The organism is Serratia surfactantfaciens, assembly GCF_001642805.2.
GTDB classification, from domain to species: Bacteria; Pseudomonadota; Gammaproteobacteria; order Enterobacterales; family Enterobacteriaceae; genus Serratia; species Serratia surfactantfaciens.
Window position 1 is genome coordinate 1,277,766 of the sequence record NZ_CP016948.1, and the last position, 18,149, is coordinate 1,295,914.

The 18,149-nt window shown below is 59.0% G+C and carries 20 protein-coding genes; 14 read left to right on the forward strand and 6 right to left on the reverse strand.

Going from position 1 to position 18,149, the window contains the following annotated elements:
- Positions 1–23: 23 nt before the first annotated feature.
- From bssS to pyrC, 4 genes are all read right to left on the reverse strand, one after another.
- Positions 24–278 carry a biofilm formation regulator BssS gene (gene bssS, locus ATE40_RS06035; RefSeq protein WP_004927812.1) on the reverse strand — a complete coding sequence of 85 codons (255 nt, stop codon included), beginning with the start codon at positions 276–278 and terminating at the stop codon, positions 24–26.
- A 200-nt stretch (positions 279–478) separates the two neighbouring features.
- Complete coding sequence (locus ATE40_RS06040) at positions 479–757, reverse strand: hypothetical protein (protein ID WP_019455850.1); 279 nt, start codon at positions 755–757, stop codon at positions 479–481.
- A gap of 129 nt (positions 758–886) precedes the next feature.
- A complete protein-coding gene (gene dinI / locus ATE40_RS06045) occupies positions 887–1,126 on the reverse strand; it encodes a DNA damage-inducible protein I (RefSeq protein ID WP_019455849.1) in 240 nt (79 codons plus the stop codon).
- A gap of 75 nt (positions 1,127–1,201) precedes the next feature.
- Positions 1,202–2,248, reverse strand: a complete 1,047-nt coding sequence (gene pyrC, locus ATE40_RS06050; RefSeq protein WP_063919192.1) for a dihydroorotase — start codon at positions 2,246–2,248, stop codon at positions 1,202–1,204.
- A gap of 213 nt (positions 2,249–2,461) precedes the next feature.
- Here pyrC and ATE40_RS06055 point away from each other — a divergent pair, with 213 nt between their 5' ends.
- Positions 2,462–2,749: a putative quinol monooxygenase gene (locus ATE40_RS06055; RefSeq protein WP_004927799.1), complete on the forward strand. Its 288-nt coding sequence runs from the start codon at positions 2,462–2,464 to the stop codon at positions 2,747–2,749.
- A 62-nt stretch (positions 2,750–2,811) separates the two neighbouring features.
- Here ATE40_RS06055 and rne read toward each other — a convergent pair whose 3' ends face one another.
- Positions 2,812–6,162 carry a ribonuclease E gene (gene rne / locus ATE40_RS06060; protein WP_063919193.1) on the reverse strand — a complete coding sequence of 1,117 codons (3,351 nt, stop codon included), beginning with the start codon at positions 6,160–6,162 and terminating at the stop codon, positions 2,812–2,814.
- A gap of 552 nt (positions 6,163–6,714) precedes the next feature.
- On the opposite strand from rne, the gene rluC reads away from it, so the two are divergent.
- The gene (rluC, locus tag ATE40_RS06065; protein WP_004927787.1) at positions 6,715–7,674 is read left to right on the forward strand and encodes a 23S rRNA pseudouridine(955/2504/2580) synthase RluC; all 960 of its coding nucleotides are present in this window, start codon (positions 6,715–6,717) and stop codon (positions 7,672–7,674) included.
- Positions 7,675–7,680: 6 nt separating this feature from the next.
- Here the strand turns inward: rluC and ATE40_RS06070 are convergent, their stop codons facing one another.
- Entirely contained in the window at positions 7,681–8,262 is a 582-nt protein-coding gene (locus tag ATE40_RS06070) for a Maf family protein (RefSeq protein WP_063919194.1), read from the reverse strand.
- Between the two features lie 141 nt (positions 8,263–8,403).
- Between ATE40_RS06070 and yceD the strand changes: the two genes are divergently transcribed.
- The 12 genes from yceD (at position 8,404) to holB (ending at position 18,140) form a co-directional block, all read left to right on the forward strand.
- Complete coding sequence (gene yceD / locus ATE40_RS06075; protein ID WP_063919195.1) at positions 8,404–8,925, forward strand: 23S rRNA accumulation protein YceD; 522 nt, start codon at positions 8,404–8,406, stop codon at positions 8,923–8,925.
- Between the two features lie 16 nt (positions 8,926–8,941).
- Positions 8,942–9,109, forward strand: coding sequence for a 50S ribosomal protein L32 (rpmF, locus tag ATE40_RS24040; RefSeq protein WP_004927778.1), 168 nt, complete (start codon positions 8,942–8,944; stop codon positions 9,107–9,109).
- A gap of 11 nt (positions 9,110–9,120) precedes the next feature.
- Positions 9,121–10,155 carry a phosphate acyltransferase PlsX gene (plsX, locus tag ATE40_RS06080; protein ID WP_025159946.1) on the forward strand — a complete coding sequence of 345 codons (1,035 nt, stop codon included), beginning with the start codon at positions 9,121–9,123 and terminating at the stop codon, positions 10,153–10,155.
- Between the two features lie 6 nt (positions 10,156–10,161).
- The gene (locus ATE40_RS06085) at positions 10,162–11,115 is read left to right on the forward strand and encodes a beta-ketoacyl-ACP synthase III (RefSeq protein WP_025159945.1); all 954 of its coding nucleotides are present in this window, start codon (positions 10,162–10,164) and stop codon (positions 11,113–11,115) included.
- A gap of 18 nt (positions 11,116–11,133) precedes the next feature.
- Complete coding sequence (fabD, locus tag ATE40_RS06090; RefSeq protein ID WP_063919196.1) at positions 11,134–12,063, forward strand: ACP S-malonyltransferase; 930 nt, start codon at positions 11,134–11,136, stop codon at positions 12,061–12,063.
- Positions 12,064–12,074: 11 nt separating this feature from the next.
- Complete coding sequence (gene fabG, locus ATE40_RS06095; RefSeq protein ID WP_004928729.1) at positions 12,075–12,809, forward strand: 3-oxoacyl-ACP reductase FabG; 735 nt, start codon at positions 12,075–12,077, stop codon at positions 12,807–12,809.
- A 154-nt stretch (positions 12,810–12,963) separates the two neighbouring features.
- Complete coding sequence (acpP, locus tag ATE40_RS06100) at positions 12,964–13,200, forward strand: acyl carrier protein (protein ID WP_004719003.1); 237 nt, start codon at positions 12,964–12,966, stop codon at positions 13,198–13,200.
- Positions 13,201–13,282: 82 nt separating this feature from the next.
- The gene (fabF, locus tag ATE40_RS06105; RefSeq protein ID WP_025159944.1) at positions 13,283–14,524 is read left to right on the forward strand and encodes a beta-ketoacyl-ACP synthase II; all 1,242 of its coding nucleotides are present in this window, start codon (positions 13,283–13,285) and stop codon (positions 14,522–14,524) included.
- Between the two features lie 144 nt (positions 14,525–14,668).
- Positions 14,669–15,466: an aminodeoxychorismate lyase gene (pabC, locus tag ATE40_RS06110; protein ID WP_063919197.1), complete on the forward strand. Its 798-nt coding sequence runs from the start codon at positions 14,669–14,671 to the stop codon at positions 15,464–15,466.
- Between the two features lie 13 nt (positions 15,467–15,479).
- Positions 15,480–16,505: an endolytic transglycosylase MltG gene (gene mltG, locus ATE40_RS06115; RefSeq protein ID WP_063919198.1), complete on the forward strand. Its 1,026-nt coding sequence runs from the start codon at positions 15,480–15,482 to the stop codon at positions 16,503–16,505.
- Positions 16,495–17,133 (forward strand): dTMP kinase, encoded by a 639-nt coding sequence (gene tmk, locus ATE40_RS06120; protein ID WP_019455834.1) that lies wholly within the window; start codon positions 16,495–16,497, stop codon positions 17,131–17,133. Before mltG ends, tmk begins: the two co-directional genes overlap by 11 nt.
- The gene (gene holB, locus ATE40_RS06125) at positions 17,133–18,140 is read left to right on the forward strand and encodes a DNA polymerase III subunit delta' (RefSeq protein ID WP_063919199.1); all 1,008 of its coding nucleotides are present in this window, start codon (positions 17,133–17,135) and stop codon (positions 18,138–18,140) included. The genes tmk and holB overlap by 1 nt, the downstream gene beginning before the upstream one ends.
- Positions 18,141–18,149: the final 9 nt, after the last annotated feature.

The window sequence follows — 18,149 nt, forward strand, 5'->3', positions numbered from 1 at the left end:
CTTAGGGGGTAAGGGACGATGAATCAATGCTTTCTGCGATCAAGATCCTGGTAATCCGTAGCTTCAATTTTGGCGATGCCGGCCTCTAAGATATTGATTAATTGACGGGCGACATCTGTGGTCAGCCAAAGCGTTCGGTCTACTTGGGCTTCTTCGGGCGTTTGGTCTAGTGAAGACAGGTAATGAAGGCGTATCATCATGGCGTCGTAAACGTCGACAGTACTGATATCCCAACCGACAAGCGGGTGCGTCTGAATTACTTCATCATTTCTGTCCATAAAGACCCCTTATTGAGTAGTAACTACCGTGAGTGACTAACGAGGATCAATGCGGCTCATCATCATGAGAGCAATTACAGTATACGCATCCGCTTTCATCGGTGGAGGGGGTTGTCACCGAAATTTGCAAAATAAATATTTATTTGAACAATTATTCTACAAATTCGTATGCGGTTCTGTGGATGAAAAGCGCGGCGGCGTTATTCCGCGCCGGCAGGCGGCGGTGAGCCGTGCAGGCATTTTTCCAGCTCCTCGGCCAAATGCGCGAAATGCTTTTGCGTTTCGGCGTCGCGGTTCTGGCTCTGCGATTCCAGCTTCAGGCTGTGGATCAGCAATTGGTTGGCTTTGTCATCCAGGCTGAATGCCAGATAAGAGAAAGCCACTTCCAGTACGTTCAGACGCCTTTTCTGATCGGCAATCAGCGCCAGCAATTCGCCAAACGTCATCGCGTCTTCGGATTTCACCTTGTCCGGGGCCATGCTAACTCCTTTGCGTTAAAAACAGTATGCAGCGGATTTTGTTCCAGAATAAGGGTAAGCGATGAAAGAGCAGGGCGCCAGAAACAAAAAAGCCGGAGAGCGACCCCCGGCAAAAACAGCATTGCAGTGTTATTCTGCGCTGAACCATTCGTCCGCGCTTTCCCAGGTTTCCTGAAGGATTTCCTCGATCAGATCCCGGTCGGTTTTGGCACCCCCCAGCACGGAGAGCCCGTTGGTGCCGGCATAGCGGACGTGCACGACGGCGTCTGGAAACTGGCGATTGACCCGCTTGCCCAGTTCACCGGTCAGCGCCTCAATCGCGCCCGACGGCAGCGGCCGGGTTTTATCTATAGTGACTTCAACACGCATAATTGCCCCCGAAGCGATTTACTGTTTATTTATACAGCTAACTGCGAGCGGGAGCAAGTAGGGAAAGCAAAAATATCAGTCTTTCAACGACCAGCTTAAGGTTTCGCCGGCCAGGAAGGGGATGACGGACTCATCGCCCAGGGCGATCGCTTCCGGCTGGGTGGTTGGCACGCGCTGCAGCTCGATGAAGTCTTCGTTGAGCGGCAGTCCGTAGAAGCGCGGGCCGTTGAGCGAACAGAAGGCCTCGAAGTGCTCCAGCGCGCCGAGCTGTTCGAAAACGGCGGCGTAAGCCGGGATGGCATTCGGTGCGTTGAAACAGCCGGCGCAGCCGCAGCTGGACTCCTTGCGATGCTTGAGGTGCGGCGCAGAGTCGGTGCCGAGGAAGAAACGGTCCGAGCCGCTGGCCACCGCCTGGCGCAGCGCTTCCTGATGCACATTGCGCTTGAGGATCGGCAGGCAGAACAGGTGTGGGCGAATGCCGCCGACCAGCATGTGGTTGCGGTTGAACATCAGGTGCTGCGGCGTGATGGTGGCGCCGAGGAAACGGTTGCCTGCCTGCACGTATTGAGCCGCTTCTTTGGTGGTGATGTGCTCGAAGACGATTTTCAGTTCCGGGAAGTGATGGCGAATAGGCTCCATCACCTGTTCGATAAAGCGCGCCTCGCGGTCGAAGATATCGACGGCAGGATCGGTCACTTCGCCGTGGATAAGCAGCGGCATGCCGATTTTTTGCATCTGCTCGAACAACGGGTAAATGCCGGTCACGTCGCTGACGCCGTGGCTGGAGTTGGTGGTGGCGTTGGCCGGATACAGCTTGGCGGCGGTAAACACCCCTTGCTCGAAGCCGTTGATCAGTTCACTGGCCGCCAGGGAGTTGGTCAGGTAGCAGGTCATCAGCGGAGTGAAATTGTGGCCCTGCGGAACCGCCGCCAGAATGCGATCGCGGTAGACGCGCGCGGCGGCCACGGTCGTTACGGGCGGAACCAGGTTCGGCATCACGATCGCCCGGCCAAATACCTGGCTGGTATAGGGCACCACGGTTTTCAGCATCTCATCGTCACGCAGGTGAATATGCCAGTCGTCTGGGCGGCGGATTTTCAGAACTTGAGGTTGTGCGGTCATCTAGCTAGGCTCCGGCGGTCAAATACGTCTAATGAAAAGCGAATAATGGGTTTATTCACGCCGGGGTGTAAGGATAAGCGGAAAGTGCCGCAGATGCATCTGTTTGTTGCCGACAAGTTGAAATCAATGGGCCAGCAGGCGCATAGTGGCAGGGATTTCAACGATGCCGACATGATTAGGGTCGACTGCCATCAAGTGGAAAGGGAGAAAACAATGGAAGTACGCGTTATCGCCACCCTGCAAGCAAAAGCGGGATTTGAGGCCGCCGTCAGCGAAGCGGTGCACGACATACTCGAGCCTAGCCGCCAGGAGTTGGGCAATCTGCAATATGATTTGCATCGCGACCTGGAAAAACCGGGCGTCTTCGTGTTCTTCGAGCGCTGGGCCAGCAGCGAAGCGCTGGATAAGCATAATGAGACGGCACATTTTCAGCAGTTCGTCAGCCGGCTCGATGGCAAGCTGGATGTTTTGGACATCAAAAAGCTGAAGAAGATCGCCTGAACCTTTTTGCAGCCAAGAAAAAACCCGCCGATGGCGGGTTTTTTTTAGGGTTGCAGATTAACTTATTCGTTAACCGGCTGCGGCTTGGTGGCCGGCGCGGTCGCCTGGCTCACCGCCGAGTGACCGCCGGCGGAACCTTTGCCTTCAAAGTTGAAGGAAGGGCGCTGCCAGTCGCTGTGCTTGCGTTCTTCCGGCACGTAGGCAGGCGCAGGCGCTTTAGTCATCGGCGCAGTGGCGATGTGCTTGTACAGCACGTCCTGCACGGCTTTCACCGGCGTTGGTTGTTGAACAACCGCAGGCACAGGTTCAGCGGCGATAGTCGCAGGAGCTTTTTCCTCCGGGGCCACTTCCACGGCGGCGGCTGCAGGCGCTGTTTCTGCCACAGGCGCAGCTTCTACCGGCGCAGCGACGGCCACAGGGGCCTCTTCCGCTGGTGCGGCAGTTTCAACCACAGGTTCTGCCGCAACGGTTTCAGCTACCGGCTCGGCTTCCACTGCCGGGGCAGTTTCTTCCGCTTTCGGCTCTTCAACCGCGACAGCTGCCGGCGCTGCTGCTACCGGCGCAGGGGTTTCCTCGGCCGGGGTAGCAACGACTGCGGCTTCTTCCGCTACGGCGACGGTAACAGTTTCAGCGGCGGCTTCTGCTGTCGGTTCGTTGACGCTGGCCACGATCTGCGCTTCTTCCACGGCAACGCTGTGCTGTTCAACCGCTGCGGCGACAACGGGTGCCGCTGCCTGTTCTACGGTTTCGGTCTGCACTTCGGCTTCTTCAACCTGAGCGACCGGGTAGCTCACCCACACTTTGCCCGACGCCATTTCCGGCGAAGCGAAGGCGCCCGCCAACGGCATTGGGGATTGCAGCGGGTAACGCTCATCGCGGTAACGACGGCGACGCTGGCCGCTGACGCGCAGGTGACGCGGTGAACGACGGGAACGGCGCGGCATGCCTTCGCCGTTGCCGCGGTTTTCACCTTGGGCATCGTCTTCCGGTTGTGCAGCAACGGTTTCCGGCAGCAGCTTGACGCTGTCGTCGGCAGTCGGCTGCGCGTCTTCGGCTTTCGCTACCGGCGCTTTCGGCGCCAACAGCTCTTCCGCTGCACGCTGCAGTTCTTCTTCCGCAGACAGGATACGCACTTTCTGCGACAGTGGACGGCGCTGACGGCGCTGCATGTTCTGCTGCTGGCGTTCTTCCTGCTCTTCGTCGGTGCTCTCGACCGCTTCAACGCTTTCCAGCGCTTTCACTTCCTGCTGAGCCTGACGTTTCTCTTCCTGACGACGACGCTGGCGTTCAGCACGCTGCTCACGGCGCTGCTGCTGATCTTCGCGCGGCGCTTTAGCGCTTTCTTCCGTTGCGGTTTCCTCAGCTACCGGCGCGTTCTGCTGCTGGTTGCGGCGGTTACGGCGCTGCTCATCGCGGGATTCACGCGATTCACGGCCTTCACGGTTCTCACGCGGTTCACGGTTGTCGCGCTCGCGATTGTCACGGCCTTCACCGCGCTCTTTACGCTCGCCGCGTTCCGGACGATCGCCACGCTCACCGCGCTCTTTACGGCCGGTGCCTTGGCGGCGCTGACCGCGACGATCCTGACGACGGTTTTCACCGTTGCCTTCCGCTTTCGGCGTTTCGGCCGGTTTGGCTTCTTCGACGGCAGGTTGTTCTTCACCGGCGAACAGGCTCTTAAGACCACCGAACAGGCGGCCCAGGAAGCCTGGCTTGGCGGCGACCGGCGCTGCGGCTTTAGCCTTGGCGGCTGCAGCGACAGGTTTGGCCACGGCGACAGGCTCTTCAGCCGGCGGCGGCGCATCGGCGGACAGAGAGAAGGAAGCCAGGGCCGGTTGCTCCGGACGCTTGCGTTCCATCGGCGCATCTTCCAGCGGGCGCTCCATGTCTTCTTCGTGCAGCTTCGGCAGCAGGTAGCTGAGGGTGGAAGTCTCTTCACCCTTACGCACGCGCAGCACCGAGTAGTGCGGGGTTTGCATCTGATCGTTCGGCACGATGACGGCTTTCACGCCGCCCTGGCGTTTTTCGATCGCGCTGACGGATTCGCGCTTTTCGTTCAGCAGGTACGAAGCGACCTGAACCGGCACGATAGCGTGAACTTCTTTGGTGTTTTCCTTCAGCGCTTCTTCTTCGATCAGACGCAGGATGGACAGCGCCAGCGATTCGTTGTCGCGAATGGTGCCGGTGCCGTTACAGCGCGGGCACACATGGTGGCTGGACTCGCCCAGCGACGGGCTGAGGCGCTGACGCGACATTTCCAGCAGGCCGAAGCGGGAGATGCGGCCGATCTGGATGCGCGCGCGGTCCTGACGCACGGCGTCGCGCAGGCGGTTTTCCACTTCGCGCTGGTGGCGTACCGGCGTCATGTCGATGAAGTCGATGACGATCAGGCCGCCGAGGTCACGCAGGCGCAGTTGGCGCGCGATCTCGTCCGCCGCTTCCAGGTTGGTGTTGAACGCCGTCTCTTCGATGTCGCCGCCTCGGGTTGCGCGCGCGGAGTTGATATCGATGGCGGTCAGCGCCTCGGTGCTGTCGATGACGATCGAACCGCCGGACGGCAGGCGCACTTCGCGCTGGAAGGCGGATTCGATCTGCGATTCGATCTGGTAGTGGCTGAACAGAGGGATCTCACCGCTGTACAGTTTGATCTTGCTGCTGAAATCCGGGCGGCCCAGCGCAGCGATGTGCTCTTTGGCCAGATCGAGAATTTTCGGGTTGTCGATCAGGATTTCGCCGATGTCCGGGCGCAGGTAATCGCGGAAGGCGCGCACGATAACGTTGCTTTCCTGATGGATCAGGAACGGCGCAGGGCGGCCTTCGGCGGCTTTTTTAATCGCTTCCCAGTGCTTCAGGCGGAAGGAGAGATCCCACTGCAGCGCGTCGGCGGATTTGCCTACGCCCGCGGTGCGAACGATCAGGCCCATGCCGTCCGGCAGTTGCAGCGAAGAGAGCGCTTCTTTCAGCTCGGTGCGATCGTCACCCTCGATGCGGCGAGAAATGCCGCCGGCGCGCGGGTTGTTCGGCATCAGCACCAGATAGCTGCCCGCCAGGCTGATGAAGGTGGTCAAGGCGGCGCCTTTGTTGCCACGTTCTTCTTTGTCTACCTGAACGATGACTTCCTGGCCTTCGCGCAGCACATCTTTGATGTTCGGGCGGCCATGGGAAGAGTAATTGCTAGGGAAGTATTCGCGGGCGATTTCTTTAAGAGGGAGGAAACCATGTCGTTCTGCGCCGTAGTCCACGAACGCTGCTTCAAGACTTGGTTCAATGCGGGTGATTTTGCCTTTGTAAATATTCGCTTTTTTCTGCTCATGACCCGGACTTTCGATATCCAAATCATACAGCCGCTGTCCATCTACGAGGGCAACACGCAACTCTTCCTGCTGAGTTGCGTTAATCAACATTCTTTTCATCTTAACTTACTCGTTATTTTTACATTATCGACAAAGCTGCGGGCAAAATAACCTCATGGCCGGAGTTAAACCGAAAGCCCCGTGTCTTCTCGCAAAGCCGTCAACCTCACGGTTGTCGCCTGCATAGGGGCGCATTATCTCGGTAAGCCTGCCTTTCTTTGTGAAAGGCAGCACTTTTACTAGGGGAATAGCCTCTGATTTACGTCGACAGATCTGATTCCATTTGCCGGCCAAGCTGCAACCCGCAGCCCGCTAATTGTTTGATTTCGCATTACGTCTTACGCCATTGCTGCGTTTTTGCGCGATCAGACAAATTTTATAATTCCACCGTTTTCCCTGTTTAACGAGAATCAACGCGGAAAGTGACTGCATTATTCCACTGCTGATGCCGTTATAGCAAGGTGACTTTTCCTTAACTGCGGAAGAAATCGCAAACGTTCAAATCGGCTTGCTGCCTTATTGTCCGCTGGGGTTTCGCCCGCCGTCAGAGAGACAGTTAAGCACAGAAAAAGATGTGGCGCTATTCACGCGCTCTATTTAGAATCCCGCACCATGAAAACGAACAATCCAGCAGTACAATTCATCACGATTTCTGACGACGAAGCCGGTCAGAGAATCGACAACTTTCTGCTCGCTCGCCTGAAAGGCGTGCCGAAGAGCATGATTTACCGCATCGTGCGTAAAGGCGAGGTGCGGGTCAATAAAGGGCGCATCAAGGTCGAATACAAATTGGCGGCCGGCGACGTGGTGCGCGTGCCGCCGGTGCGCGTGGCCGAACGCGAAGAGGCGCCGGTGTCGGCCAAGCTGGATAAGGTGGCCGCGTTGGCCGACTGCATTCTGTATGAAGACGACCACTTGCTGATCCTCAACAAGCCTTCCGGCACTGCGGTGCACGGCGGCAGCGGCCTGAGCTTCGGCGTGATTGAAGGGCTGCGGGCGCTGCGCCCCGAGGCTCGCTTCCTCGAGCTGGTGCATCGCCTGGATCGCGACACCTCCGGCGTGCTGTTGGTGGCCAAGAAGCGTTCCGCGCTGCGCTCTTTGCATGAGCAACTGCGGCTGAAGGGCATGCAGAAGGATTATCTGGCGCTGGTGCGCGGCCAGTGGCAATCCCACTGCAAGGCCGTACAGGCGCCGCTGCTGAAAAACATTCTGCAAAGCGGCGAACGCATCGTGCGCGTCAATAGCGAAGGCAAGCCTTCAGAAACCCGCTTCAAGGTGGAAGAGCGTTACGAGTTCGCCACCCTGGTGAAGGCCAGCCCGATCACCGGGCGCACCCACCAGATCCGCGTGCACACCCTGCATGCCGGGCACCCGATCGCTTTTGACGATCGCTATGGCGATCGCGAGTTCGATCGTCAACTGGCGGGCACCGGCCTGAAACGTCTGTTCCTGCACGCTGCGGCGCTGCGCTTTGAGCATCCGGCCACCGGCGAAACGATGCGCATCGAAGCGCCGATGGACGAAGAACTGCGCCACTGCCTGCAGGTGCTGCGCCGGCAGGCGGCCAAGTAATCCGCATCAGACCAGCGGGTTGACGCCTTCAGCCCGCAACATATCCAACAGCGCGATCAACGGCAGGCCGATCAGGGCATTCGGATCCCGGCCCTCCAGCCTGTCGAACAGCGCGATCCCCAATCCTTCGCTTTTGAAACTTCCCGCGCAATTCAGCGGTTGCTCCAGACGCACATAGGCCGCGATCTCCGCTTCGCTCAGCGCGCGAAAATGTACGTGGAAAGGCTCGCACAGAGCCTGCAGCTGTTTGCTGCGGCCGTTGTACAGCGCCAGGCCGGTATAGAAGGTCACGGCCTGGCCGGCGGCCTTGCGCAGCTGCGCGCGGGCGTTTTCCTCGGTATGCGGCTTGCCGGTGATGGCGCCGTCGATCACGCAGACCTGATCGGAGCCGATGATCAGATGTTCAGGATAGGCGAGGGCCAGCGCCCGAGCCTTCGCCGCCGCCAGGCGCAGCACCAGCGCTTCGGCGTTTTCACCCGGCAGTGGCGTTTCATCCACCTGCGGCGCGGCGCAGTCGAAGGGCAGTTGCAGCTTCTCCAGCAGCATTTTTCGATAGGGGGAGGTGGAGGCTAAAAGCAATCTCTGCATAATTTTTTTCGCAAACCGTAGCGTAAATGGGTACGGCATTTTAAACTGTCGGCCGCTGTGGAAGCGAATATTGGTGAAAGGAGCCGTTTTACGGCCTTTTTCTTTGACTCTATGTCGTTACAAAGTTAATATGCGCGCCCTATGCAAAAGGTAAAATTACCCTTGACCATTGATGCGGTACGTACCGCTCAGAAACGCCTGGACTATGCTGGTGTCTATGCGCCTGAGCAGGTTACTCGTGTTGCCGACTCCGTGGTCAGTGTGGACAGTGATGTCGAGGTGTCATTGTCGTTTAATATCGACAATCAGCGCCTCGCGGTGATAACAGGGCATGCGGACGTCACGGTAACGTTGATGTGCCAACGCTGTGGAGTCCCGTTCGAACATCAGGCCCACACAACATATTGTTTTAGCCCGGTCGTCAATGATGAGCAGGCTGAGGCATTACCGGAAGCGTACGAACCGATCGAAGTTGACGAGTTTGGCGAAGTCGATCTGTTGGCAATGATTGAAGACGAAATTATTCTTTCACTGCCTGTCGTTCCGGTACATGAATCTGAACACTGTGAAGTGTCCGAAGCGGACATGGTATTTGGCCAACTGCCTCCTGAGGCGGAGAAACCGAATCCGTTTGCCGTATTAGCCAGTTTAAAGCGTAAGTAATTGAGGAGTAAGGTCCATGGCCGTACAACAGAATAAACCAACCCGTTCCAAGCGTGGCATGCGTCGTTCTCACGATGCTCTGACCACGACTACTCTGTCTGTAGACAAAGTATCCGGTGAAACTCACCGTCGTCACCACATCACTGCCGACGGTTTCTACCGCGGTCGCAAGGTTATCGGCTAAGTAGCGATACCTTGACTCGTCTAACCCTGGCGTTAGATGCAATGGGCGGGGACTTCGGTCCCTGCGTCACAGTGCCTGCTTCGTTGCAGGCACTGGCCTCTAATTTACAGCTTCATCTCCTGCTGGTCGGCAATCCCGACGTCATCTCCCCTTTGCTTGCCCACGCCGATCCGGTTCTTCTGGAGCGTCTGCAAGTCGTGCCCGCCGAGTCGGTGATCGCCGGCGACGCCAAACCTTCACAAGCGATACGCGCCAGCCGCGGCACGTCGATGCGCATTGCGCTCGAACAGCTTAGCAGCGGCAACGCGCAGGGCTGCGTCAGCGCCGGCAATACCGGTGCGTTGATGGGGTTGGCGAAGCTGCTGGTCAAGCCGTTGGAAGGCATCGAACGCCCGGCGCTGATGACGGTGATCCCGAATCAGCAACGCAGCAAAACCGTGGTGCTGGATTTGGGCGCCAACGTCGAGTGCGACAGCACCATGCTGGTGCAGTTCGCCGTGATGGGCGCGGTGATGGCGGAAGAGGTGATCGGCATTGCGCAACCGCGAGTGGCGCTGCTGAATATTGGCGAAGAAGAGACCAAAGGCCTGGATAATATCCGCGAAGCGGCCGCTGTGCTAAAAAATACGCCGGCAATCAACTATATTGGTTATCTGGAAGGAAACGAGCTGCTCACCGGCAAGACCGACGTGTTGGTCTGCGACGGTTTCGTGGGCAACGTCACCCTGAAAACCATGGAAGGGGTGGTCAGGGTGTTCTTATCGCTGCTGAAATCGTCCGGCGACGGAAACAAGCGAGCCTGGTGGCTGAAATTGTTGGGCCGTTGGCTGCAAAAACGGGTGGTTAAGCGGTTCGGCCACCTGAACCCCGACCAGTATAATGGCGCATGTCTGTTAGGATTGCGCAGCACCGTAGTCAAGAGCCACGGCGCTGCGAACCCTCACGCGTTTGCAGTCGCAATCGAACAGGCTGTGCAGGCGGTGCAGCGGCAAGTCCCGGAAAGGATTGCTGCGCGCCTTGAGGCTGTATTACCTAAGAGTGACTGATCGTACATGTATACAAAGATTCTCGGTACGGGGAGTTATTTGCCCGTACAAGTGCGCACCAATGCTGATTTGGAAAAAATGGTGGATACCTCTGACGAGTGGATCGTCACGCGTACCGGTATTCGCGAACGCCGTATCGCCGCTGCGGATGAAACCGTTGCGACGATGAGCTTCCAGGCCGCTGAAAAAGCGCTGGAAATGGCAGGTGTGGCTAAAGAAGACATCGGGCTGATCGTGGTGGCGACCACCACGAATACGCACGCGTTCCCGAGCGCGGCGTGCCTGGTGCAAGACATGCTGGGTATCAAGGACTGCGCGGCGTTCGATCTGGCCGCGGCCTGCGCCGGCTTTACTTATGCGCTCAGCGTGGCCGATCAGTACGTGAAAAACGGCGCGGTCAAACATGCGTTGGTGATCGGCGCAGATCTGTTGTCACGCACGCTGGATCCTGAAGATCGCGGCACCATCATTCTGTTTGGCGATGGCGCAGGGGCGGTGGTGCTGGGGGCTTCCGAAGAGCCGGGCATCATGTCCACCCATCTGCACGCCGACGGCAGCTACGGCGGCCTGCTGACGCTGCCGTACAAGGATCGTCAGAATCAAGACAAGCCGGCCTATGTCACCATGGCGGGCAACGAAGTCTTCAAGGTTGCGGTCACCGAGCTGGCGCGCATCGTCGACGAGACGCTGCAGGCCAATAATCTGGACCGCAGCGAGCTGGATTGGCTGGTGCCGCACCAGGCCAACCTGCGCATCATCAGCGCAACGGCGAAAAAATTGGGCATGGGGATGGACAAAGTGGTGGTGACGCTCGATCGTCACGGCAACACCTCCGCCGCCTCGGTGCCTTCCGCACTGGACGAAGCAGTGCGCGACGGGCGAGTTCAGCGCGGCCAACTGGTGCTGCTGGAAGCCTTCGGCGGCGGCTTTACCTGGGGCTCGGCGCTGGTTCGTTTCTGATTTGGACAGGAAGAAAAAATGACGCAATTTGCTTTTGTTTTCCCGGGCCAGGGGTCGCAGACCGTTGGCATGTTGGCCGATTTGGCCGCACAGTTCCCGATCGTCGAAGAGACCTTCGGCGAGGCTTCCTCCGCCCTGGGTTACGATCTGTGGCAGCTGGTGCAACAAGGCCCGGCGGAAGAGCTGAACAAGACCTGGCAGACCCAGCCGGCGCTGCTGGCCGCCTCGGTGGCGATTTTCCGCGTTTGGCAGCAGCAGGGCGGTAAAGCGCCGGCGCTGATGGCGGGCCATAGCCTGGGCGAATACTCGGCGCTGGTCTGCGCCGGCGTGCTGGACTTCAAGGCGGCGATCCGTCTGGTCGAGCTGCGCGGCAAGCTGATGCAGGAAGCGGTGCCGGAAGGCACCGGCGCGATGTACGCCATCATCGGCCTGGACAACGACGCGATCGCCAAGGCGTGCGAAGAGTCCGCGCAAGGGCAGGTGGTTTCACCGGTCAACTTCAACTCGCCGGGCCAGGTGGTTATCGCCGGCAACAAGGAAGCGGTTGAACGCGCAGGCGCCGCCTGTAAAGCCGCCGGCGCCAAACGCGCGCTGCCGCTGCCGGTGAGCGTGCCTTCGCACTGCGCACTGATGAAACCGGCCGCCGACAAGCTGGCCGTGGCGCTGCAGGACATCGCCTTCAACGCGCCGCAGGTGCCGGTGGTGAACAACGTCGACGTGCGTACCGAAAACGATCCTGAAGCGATCCGCAGCGCGCTGGTGCGTCAACTGTACAGCCCGGTGCGTTGGACCGAAAGCGTAGAATTTATCGCAGCACAGGGAGTGACGTCGCTGCTGGAAGTGGGGCCGGGCAAAGTGCTGACCGGCCTGACTAAACGTATTGTTGACACCCTGACGGCTGCGGCGGTGAACGACACCGCCAGCCTGTCGGCGGCGCTTGAACAATAAAGAGGAAAATGATGAGCTTCGAAGGTAAAATCGTTCTGGTCACCGGCGCGAGCCGCGGTATTGGCCGAGCTATTGCAGAAACGTTTGTGGCACGCGGCGCCAAAGTGATCGGCACCGCGACCAGCGAGAGCGGCGCTGAAGCGATCAGCGGCTACCTGGGCGCAAACGGCAAAGGGTTTATGTTGAACGTTGTTGATGCGCAATCTATCGACAGCGTGCTGGCATCGATTCGCGCCGAATTTGGCGAAATCGACATTTTAGTGAATAATGCCGGCATTACGCGTGATAACCTGCTGATGCGCATGAAGGATGATGAGTGGGAGGATATCCTCGACACCAACCTGACTTCCGTATTCCGTCTGTCAAAAGCGGTAATGCGCGCTATGATGAAAAAGCGGTTTGGCCGTATCATCACCATCGGTTCCGTTGTCGGTACCATGGGGAACGCAGGGCAGGCGAACTACGCGGCGGCTAAAGCCGGCCTGATTGGTTTTAGCAAATCTTTGGCACGTGAAGTTGCTTCGCGTGGCATTACGGTCAACGTCGTGGCACCTGGCTTTATTGAGACGGACATGACACGGGCGTTGACAGATGATCAACGCGCAGGCATTTTGTCATCAGTTCCAGCCAACCGGCTGGGCGATGCTAAAGAAATCGCCAGCGCTGTTGCATTTTTGGCCTCTGATGAGGCCGGCTATATCACCGGTGAAACGTTACATGTCAATGGCGGCATGTACATGATTTAAAAAATGCGAAAACCATTTGCGTTATTTGAGGCAAAAACCGCAAAATAGCGTAAAATCGTGGTTTGACCAGCCGGGATTTAGTTGCATCTTTTTCAGCATTTTATACACTACGAAAACCATCGCGAAAGCGAGTTTTGATAGGAAATTTAAGAGTATGAGCACTATCGAAGAACGCGTTAAGAAAATCATTGTTGAGCAACTGGGTGTTAAACAGGAAGAAGTTTTGAACAACGCTTCTTTCGTTGAAGATCTGGGCGCTGATTCTCTTGACACCGTTGAGCTGGTAATGGCACTGGAAGAAGAATTCGACACCGAGATTCCAGACGAAGAAGCTGAGAAGATCACTACTGTTCAGGCAGCTATTGATTTCATCAACGCTAGCCAGCAGTAAGAGAACATATCTAGGCGGTCGTTCGACCGCCTAAGTTTTTTCTATCCCTAGTGTCATATTTTTCCCTCCCTGGAGGACAAACGTGTCTAAGCGTCGAGTAGTTGTGACCGGACTGGGCATGTTGTCTCCTGTCGGCAATACGGTAGAGTCCACGTGGAACGCTCTTCTTGCCGGTCAGAGTGGCATCAGCCTGATCGACCATTTCGATACCACTGCCTATGCGACCAAGTTTGCTGGCCTGGTAAAGAATTTTAATTCTGAGGATTTCATCTCTCGCAAAGATGCGCGCAAGATGGACGCCTTTATCCAGTACGGTATCGCTGCCGGCATGCAAGCCATGCAGGATGCAGGTCTGGACATCACCGAGGCTAACGCCACCCGCATTGGAGCCGCGATCGGTTCCGGCATCGGCGGCCTGGGTTTGATTGAAGAAAACCACAGTTCACTGGTTAACGGTGGCCCACGGAAAATCAGTCCGTTCTTCGTGCCATCCACCATCGTGAATATGATTGCAGGCCACCTGACAATCATGTACGGCATGCGTGGCCCAAGCATTTCCATCGCCACCGCCTGTACATCAGGTGTGCACAACATCGGCCATGCGGCGCGTATCATTGCTTACAATGATGCTGACGTGATGCTGGCCGGTGGGGCAGAGAAAGCCAGCACCCCATTGGGCGTCGGCGGCTTTGGCGCAGCGCGCGCCCTGTCCACCCGTAATGACAACCCGCAGGCGGCGAGCCGTCCGTGGGATAAAGACCGCGACGGCTTCGTGCTGGGCGACGGCGCCGGCATGATGGTGCTGGAAGAGTACGAACACGCGAAAAAACGCGGCGCGAAAATCTACGCCGAAGTGGTTGGCTTTGGGATGAGCAGCGATGCTTATCACATGACTTCGCCACCGGAAAACGGCGCTGGCGCTGCGCTGGCGATGGAAAATGCCCTGCTTGACGCCGGTGTGACCCCGTCACAAATCGGCTACATCAACGCACACGGCACCTCTACGCCGGCGGGCGATCAGGCGGAAGCGCAGGCGGTGAAATCCGTATTTGGCGCCGATGCCCAGCGCGTACTGGTGAGCTCGACCAAATCGATGACCGGCCACCTATTGGGTGCGGCAGGCGCGATCGAGTCCATCTTCACCGTGCTGGCGCTGCGCGATCAGGCGGTACCGCCAACCATCAACCTGGATAACCCGGATGAAGGTTGCGATCTGGACTTCGTGCCTCACGAAGCGCGCCAGGTCAGCGATATGGAGTTCACCCTGTGTAACTCCTTCGGCTTCGGCGGCACCAACGGCTCGCTGATCTTCCGCCGAGTGTAACTCGCACGGTCGACTGCTGATGAAAGCCCGGTTTTTTAACCGGGCTTTTTTACGTCTGACGCCTGACTCTCTGCGGGGCTGCACATCGCTTCATCGCCTGCTATTCTGCGAGCGTGAAGTCATCAGCCGGCAACAGGAGGAAGCATGTATTGGATTAACGGACAACGCCACGATGCGCTGGCGCCGAGCGATCGCGGCCTGCAATTCGGCGATGGCTGCTTTACTACCGCCCGGGTTATCGACGGCAAAGTCGAGCTGCTGCCCTGGCATCTGGAGCGGCTGCAGCAAGCGGCGCAGCGGCTGATGCTGCCCGCCACCGATTGGCTGGCTTTCGAACGGGAGATGGCGCAGGCGGCCGAATCAATTCCGCTCGGCGTGGTCAAAGCGATACTGACGCGCGGCAGCGGTGGGCGCGGCTACAGCCCGTCGGGGTGCGAAAACCCAACGCGCATCGTCGCCCGCAGCAGCTATCCCGCGCACTATTTGCAGTGGCGGGCGCAGGGCATCACGCTCGCGCTCAGCCCGGTGGCGCTGGCGCGTAACCCGCTGCTGGCGGGGCTAAAGCATTTGAACCGTCTGGAGCAGGTGCTGATCCGCGCGCATCTTGACCAGACGGCCGCCGACGAGGCGCTGGTGCTTGACACTGCCGGTATGCTGGTGGAATGCTGTGCGGCTAATTTGTTCTGGCGTAAGGGAAAAGCGGTGTTTACCCCGGACCTGAGCCAGGCGGGCGTCGCCGGGCTGATGCGGCGGCGGGTGATCGCGCTGCTGACCGGTTCGGAATACCGTCTGCACTGCGTCAGTGAACCGCTGGAGACGCTGGCCGACGCTGACGAAGTTCTGGTGAGCAACGCGCTGATGCCGCTGCTGCCGGTAAACGTTGCCCAATCATGGCGTTATCATTCGCGCCAGCTGTATGATTTTTTGCGTCCACACTGTTAACCATGGCTGATTGATGAAGAAAAGAAAGCTGAAGGTCCTGTCTGTTATTGTTGTTCTGGCATTGGCGCTGCTGTTTTGGGGCTACCAGAAGATCGAACGCTTTGCCGATACGCCGCTGGCCATCCAGCAAGAGACTATCTTCAAACTGCCTGCCGGCACCGGCCGGGTGGCGCTGGAAGGGGTGCTGGTGCGCGATAAACTGGTGCGCAACGGCCGCTGGTTCCAGTGGCTGCTGAAACTGGAGCCGGAGCTGGCGGAGTTCAAGGCCGGTACCTACCGTTTCACGCCGGGCATGACGGTGCGCCAGATGCTGAAGCTGTTGGCCAGCGGCAAAGAGGCGCAGTTCACCGCGCGCTTTATCGAAGGCTCACGCCTGCGTGACTGGCAGCAGGTGCTGCAGCAGTCCAAATACCTGAAACACACTCTGGCGGACAAGAGCGAAGCGGAGATCGCCACCGCGCTAGGCATTCCTGCGGGCGAAACGCCGGAAGGGCACCTGTACCCGGATACCTATCAGTATACCGCCGGCATGAGCGACATTGCGCTACTCAAACGCGCTCACGTGCGCATGAACAAAGCGCTGCAGGCAGCCTGGGCCGGCCGCGACGCCAGCCTGCCGTATAAAACGCCGGAAGAGTTGTTGACCATGGCTTCGATCGTCGAGAAAGAGACCGCCGTGCCGGAAGAGCGCAGCAAGGTGGCGTCGGTGTTCGTCAACCGCTTGCGCATCGGCATGCGTCTGCAGACCGATCCGACGGTGATCTACGGCATGGGCGAAAGCTATAATGGCAACATCACGCGCAAGGATCTGGAGACGCCGACGCCTTATAACACCTATGTGATCGCCGGCCTGCCGCCAACGCCGATCGCCATGCCGGGTGAGGCCTCGCTGCAGGCGGCCGCCAATCCGGCCAAAACGCCTTATCTCTATTTTGTCGCCGACGGCAAGGGTGGGCATACCTTCACCACCAATCTGGCGAGCCATAACCAGGCGGTGCGCGCGTACCGTCAGGCGTTAAAGGAAAAGAATGAAAAGTAAATTCGTTGTTATCGAGGGGCTGGAAGGCGCGGGCAAGACCACCGCGCGCGACACGGTGGTCAATGTACTGCGTGAACACGGCGTCAGCGATATCGTCTTCACCCGCGAACCGGGCGGTACGCCGCTGGCGGAAAAGCTGCGCGATCTGTTCAAGCGCGGCATCGATGGCGAATTGCCGACCATCAAGGCCGAAGTGCTGATGCTGTACGCCGCGCGCGTGCAGCTGGTGGAGACCGTAATTAAACCGGCTCTGGCGCGCGGCGCGTGGGTGGTGGGCGACCGTCACGATCTCTCTTCACAGGCTTACCAGGGCGGCGGCCGTGGCGTGGATCCGCAGCTGATGGCCTCGCTGCGCGACACCGTGCTGGGGGATTTCCGGCCGGACCTGACGGTCTATCTCGATCTGCCGCCGCTGGTTGGCCTGCAACGCGCACAGGCTCGCGGCCAGCTGGATCGCATCGAACAGGAGGCGCTGCCGTTCTTCGAACGCACCCGCGCGCGTTATCTCGAGCTGGCGGCGCAGGATGAAACCATCGTCACCGTCGACGCCGCCCAACCGCTGGAACAGGTGACGGCGGCGATCCGCGACTGCGTCAGCCAGTGGCTGCGGCAGCAGGAAGGCGCATAATGAACTGGTATCCGTGGCTGAATGGCCCTTATCGCCAGCTGGTTGGGCAGTACGCCGAGGGCCGCGGCCATCATGCGCTGCTGCTGCACGCTGCGGCGGGCAACGGTGACGATGCGCTGGCCTACGGCCTGAGCCGTTGGTTGATCTGTCAGCAGCGCAACGGTGAAAAAAGCTGCGGTGAGTGCCATAGCTGCCGGCTGATGCTGGCGGGTAACCACCCGGATTATCACGTGCTGGCGCCGGAAAAGGGCAAGAGCAGCCTGGGGATCGAACCGATTCGCCAGGTGATTGAGAAGCTGTATGCCCACGCGCAGCAGGGCGGCGCCAAGGTGATTTGGCTGCCTCAGGCGGAACAGCTGACCGAGGCGGCGGCCAACGCGCTGTTGAAAACGCTGGAGGAGCCGCCGGAGAAAACCTATTTCCTGCTGGGGTGCCGTGAGCCGTCGCGGCTGATGGCGACGCTGCGCAGCCGCTGCCTGTACTGGCATTTGGCCAGCCCGGAGGAGCAGCTCAGTCTGCAGTGGCTGGGCCGACAGGCGGCCGGATCTCAGACGGACCGCCTCACGGCGCTGCGCCTGCACGACGGCGCGCCGCTGGCCGCCGAACAGCTGTTGCAGCCGCAGCAGTGGCAACAGCGCAGCGCCATGTGCGCTGCATTGAGCGCCGCGCTGCCGCAGCGCGATATGCTGTCGCTGCTGCCGGCGTTAAACCACGAAGACGTCGCCGAGCGCCTGCACTGGCTGTGCGCGCTGCTGGTGGACGCGATGAAGTGGCAACAGGGCGCGCATCACTATGTATTGAATCAGGATCAGCAGCCGCTGGTGCACCAGTTGGCCAGCCTGCTGAGCAGCGCCTCGCTGCAGCAGATCGTGCAGCAGTGGCTGAACTGTCGTCACCAGCTGCTCAGCGTGGTGGGCGTCAATCGCGAGCTGCTGCTGACCGAACAGTTACTTCGCTGGGAACAGATGCTCGGCGCCGCCGGCTATTCCCAACCTCATTCGCTGTAAAGTAAAAGA

Excerpts from the sequence above, each read along its gene's own strand:
- bssS (WP_004927812.1), bottom strand. The coding sequence starts at position 278 with ATGGACAGAAATGATGAAGTAATTCAGACGCACCCGCTTGTCGGTTGG.
- ATE40_RS06040 (WP_019455850.1), bottom strand. The coding sequence starts at position 757 with ATGGCCCCGGACAAGGTGAAATCCGAAGACGCGATGACGTTTGGCGAA.
- dinI (WP_019455849.1), bottom strand. The coding sequence starts at position 1,126 with ATGCGTGTTGAAGTCACTATAGATAAAACCCGGCCGCTGCCGTCGGGC.
- pyrC (WP_063919192.1), bottom strand. The coding sequence starts at position 2,248 with ATGACCGCACAACCTCAAGTTCTGAAAATCCGCCGCCCAGACGACTGG.
- ATE40_RS06055 (WP_004927799.1), top strand. The coding sequence starts at position 2,462 with ATGGAAGTACGCGTTATCGCCACCCTGCAAGCAAAAGCGGGATTTGAG.
- rne (WP_063919193.1), bottom strand. The coding sequence starts at position 6,162 with ATGAAAAGAATGTTGATTAACGCAACTCAGCAGGAAGAGTTGCGTGTT.
- rluC (WP_004927787.1), top strand. The coding sequence starts at position 6,715 with ATGAAAACGAACAATCCAGCAGTACAATTCATCACGATTTCTGACGAC.
- ATE40_RS06070 (WP_063919194.1), bottom strand. The coding sequence starts at position 8,262 with ATGCAGAGATTGCTTTTAGCCTCCACCTCCCCCTATCGAAAAATGCTG.
- yceD (WP_063919195.1), top strand. The coding sequence starts at position 8,404 with ATGCAAAAGGTAAAATTACCCTTGACCATTGATGCGGTACGTACCGCT.
- rpmF (WP_004927778.1), top strand. The coding sequence starts at position 8,942 with ATGGCCGTACAACAGAATAAACCAACCCGTTCCAAGCGTGGCATGCGT.
- ATE40_RS06085 (WP_025159945.1), top strand. The coding sequence starts at position 10,162 with ATGTATACAAAGATTCTCGGTACGGGGAGTTATTTGCCCGTACAAGTG.
- fabD (WP_063919196.1), top strand. The coding sequence starts at position 11,134 with ATGACGCAATTTGCTTTTGTTTTCCCGGGCCAGGGGTCGCAGACCGTT.
- fabG (WP_004928729.1), top strand. The coding sequence starts at position 12,075 with ATGAGCTTCGAAGGTAAAATCGTTCTGGTCACCGGCGCGAGCCGCGGT.
- acpP (WP_004719003.1), top strand. The coding sequence starts at position 12,964 with ATGAGCACTATCGAAGAACGCGTTAAGAAAATCATTGTTGAGCAACTG.
- pabC (WP_063919197.1), top strand. The coding sequence starts at position 14,669 with ATGTATTGGATTAACGGACAACGCCACGATGCGCTGGCGCCGAGCGAT.
- mltG (WP_063919198.1), top strand. The coding sequence starts at position 15,480 with ATGAAGAAAAGAAAGCTGAAGGTCCTGTCTGTTATTGTTGTTCTGGCA.
- tmk (WP_019455834.1), top strand. The coding sequence starts at position 16,495 with ATGAAAAGTAAATTCGTTGTTATCGAGGGGCTGGAAGGCGCGGGCAAG.
- holB (WP_063919199.1), top strand. The coding sequence starts at position 17,133 with ATGAACTGGTATCCGTGGCTGAATGGCCCTTATCGCCAGCTGGTTGGG.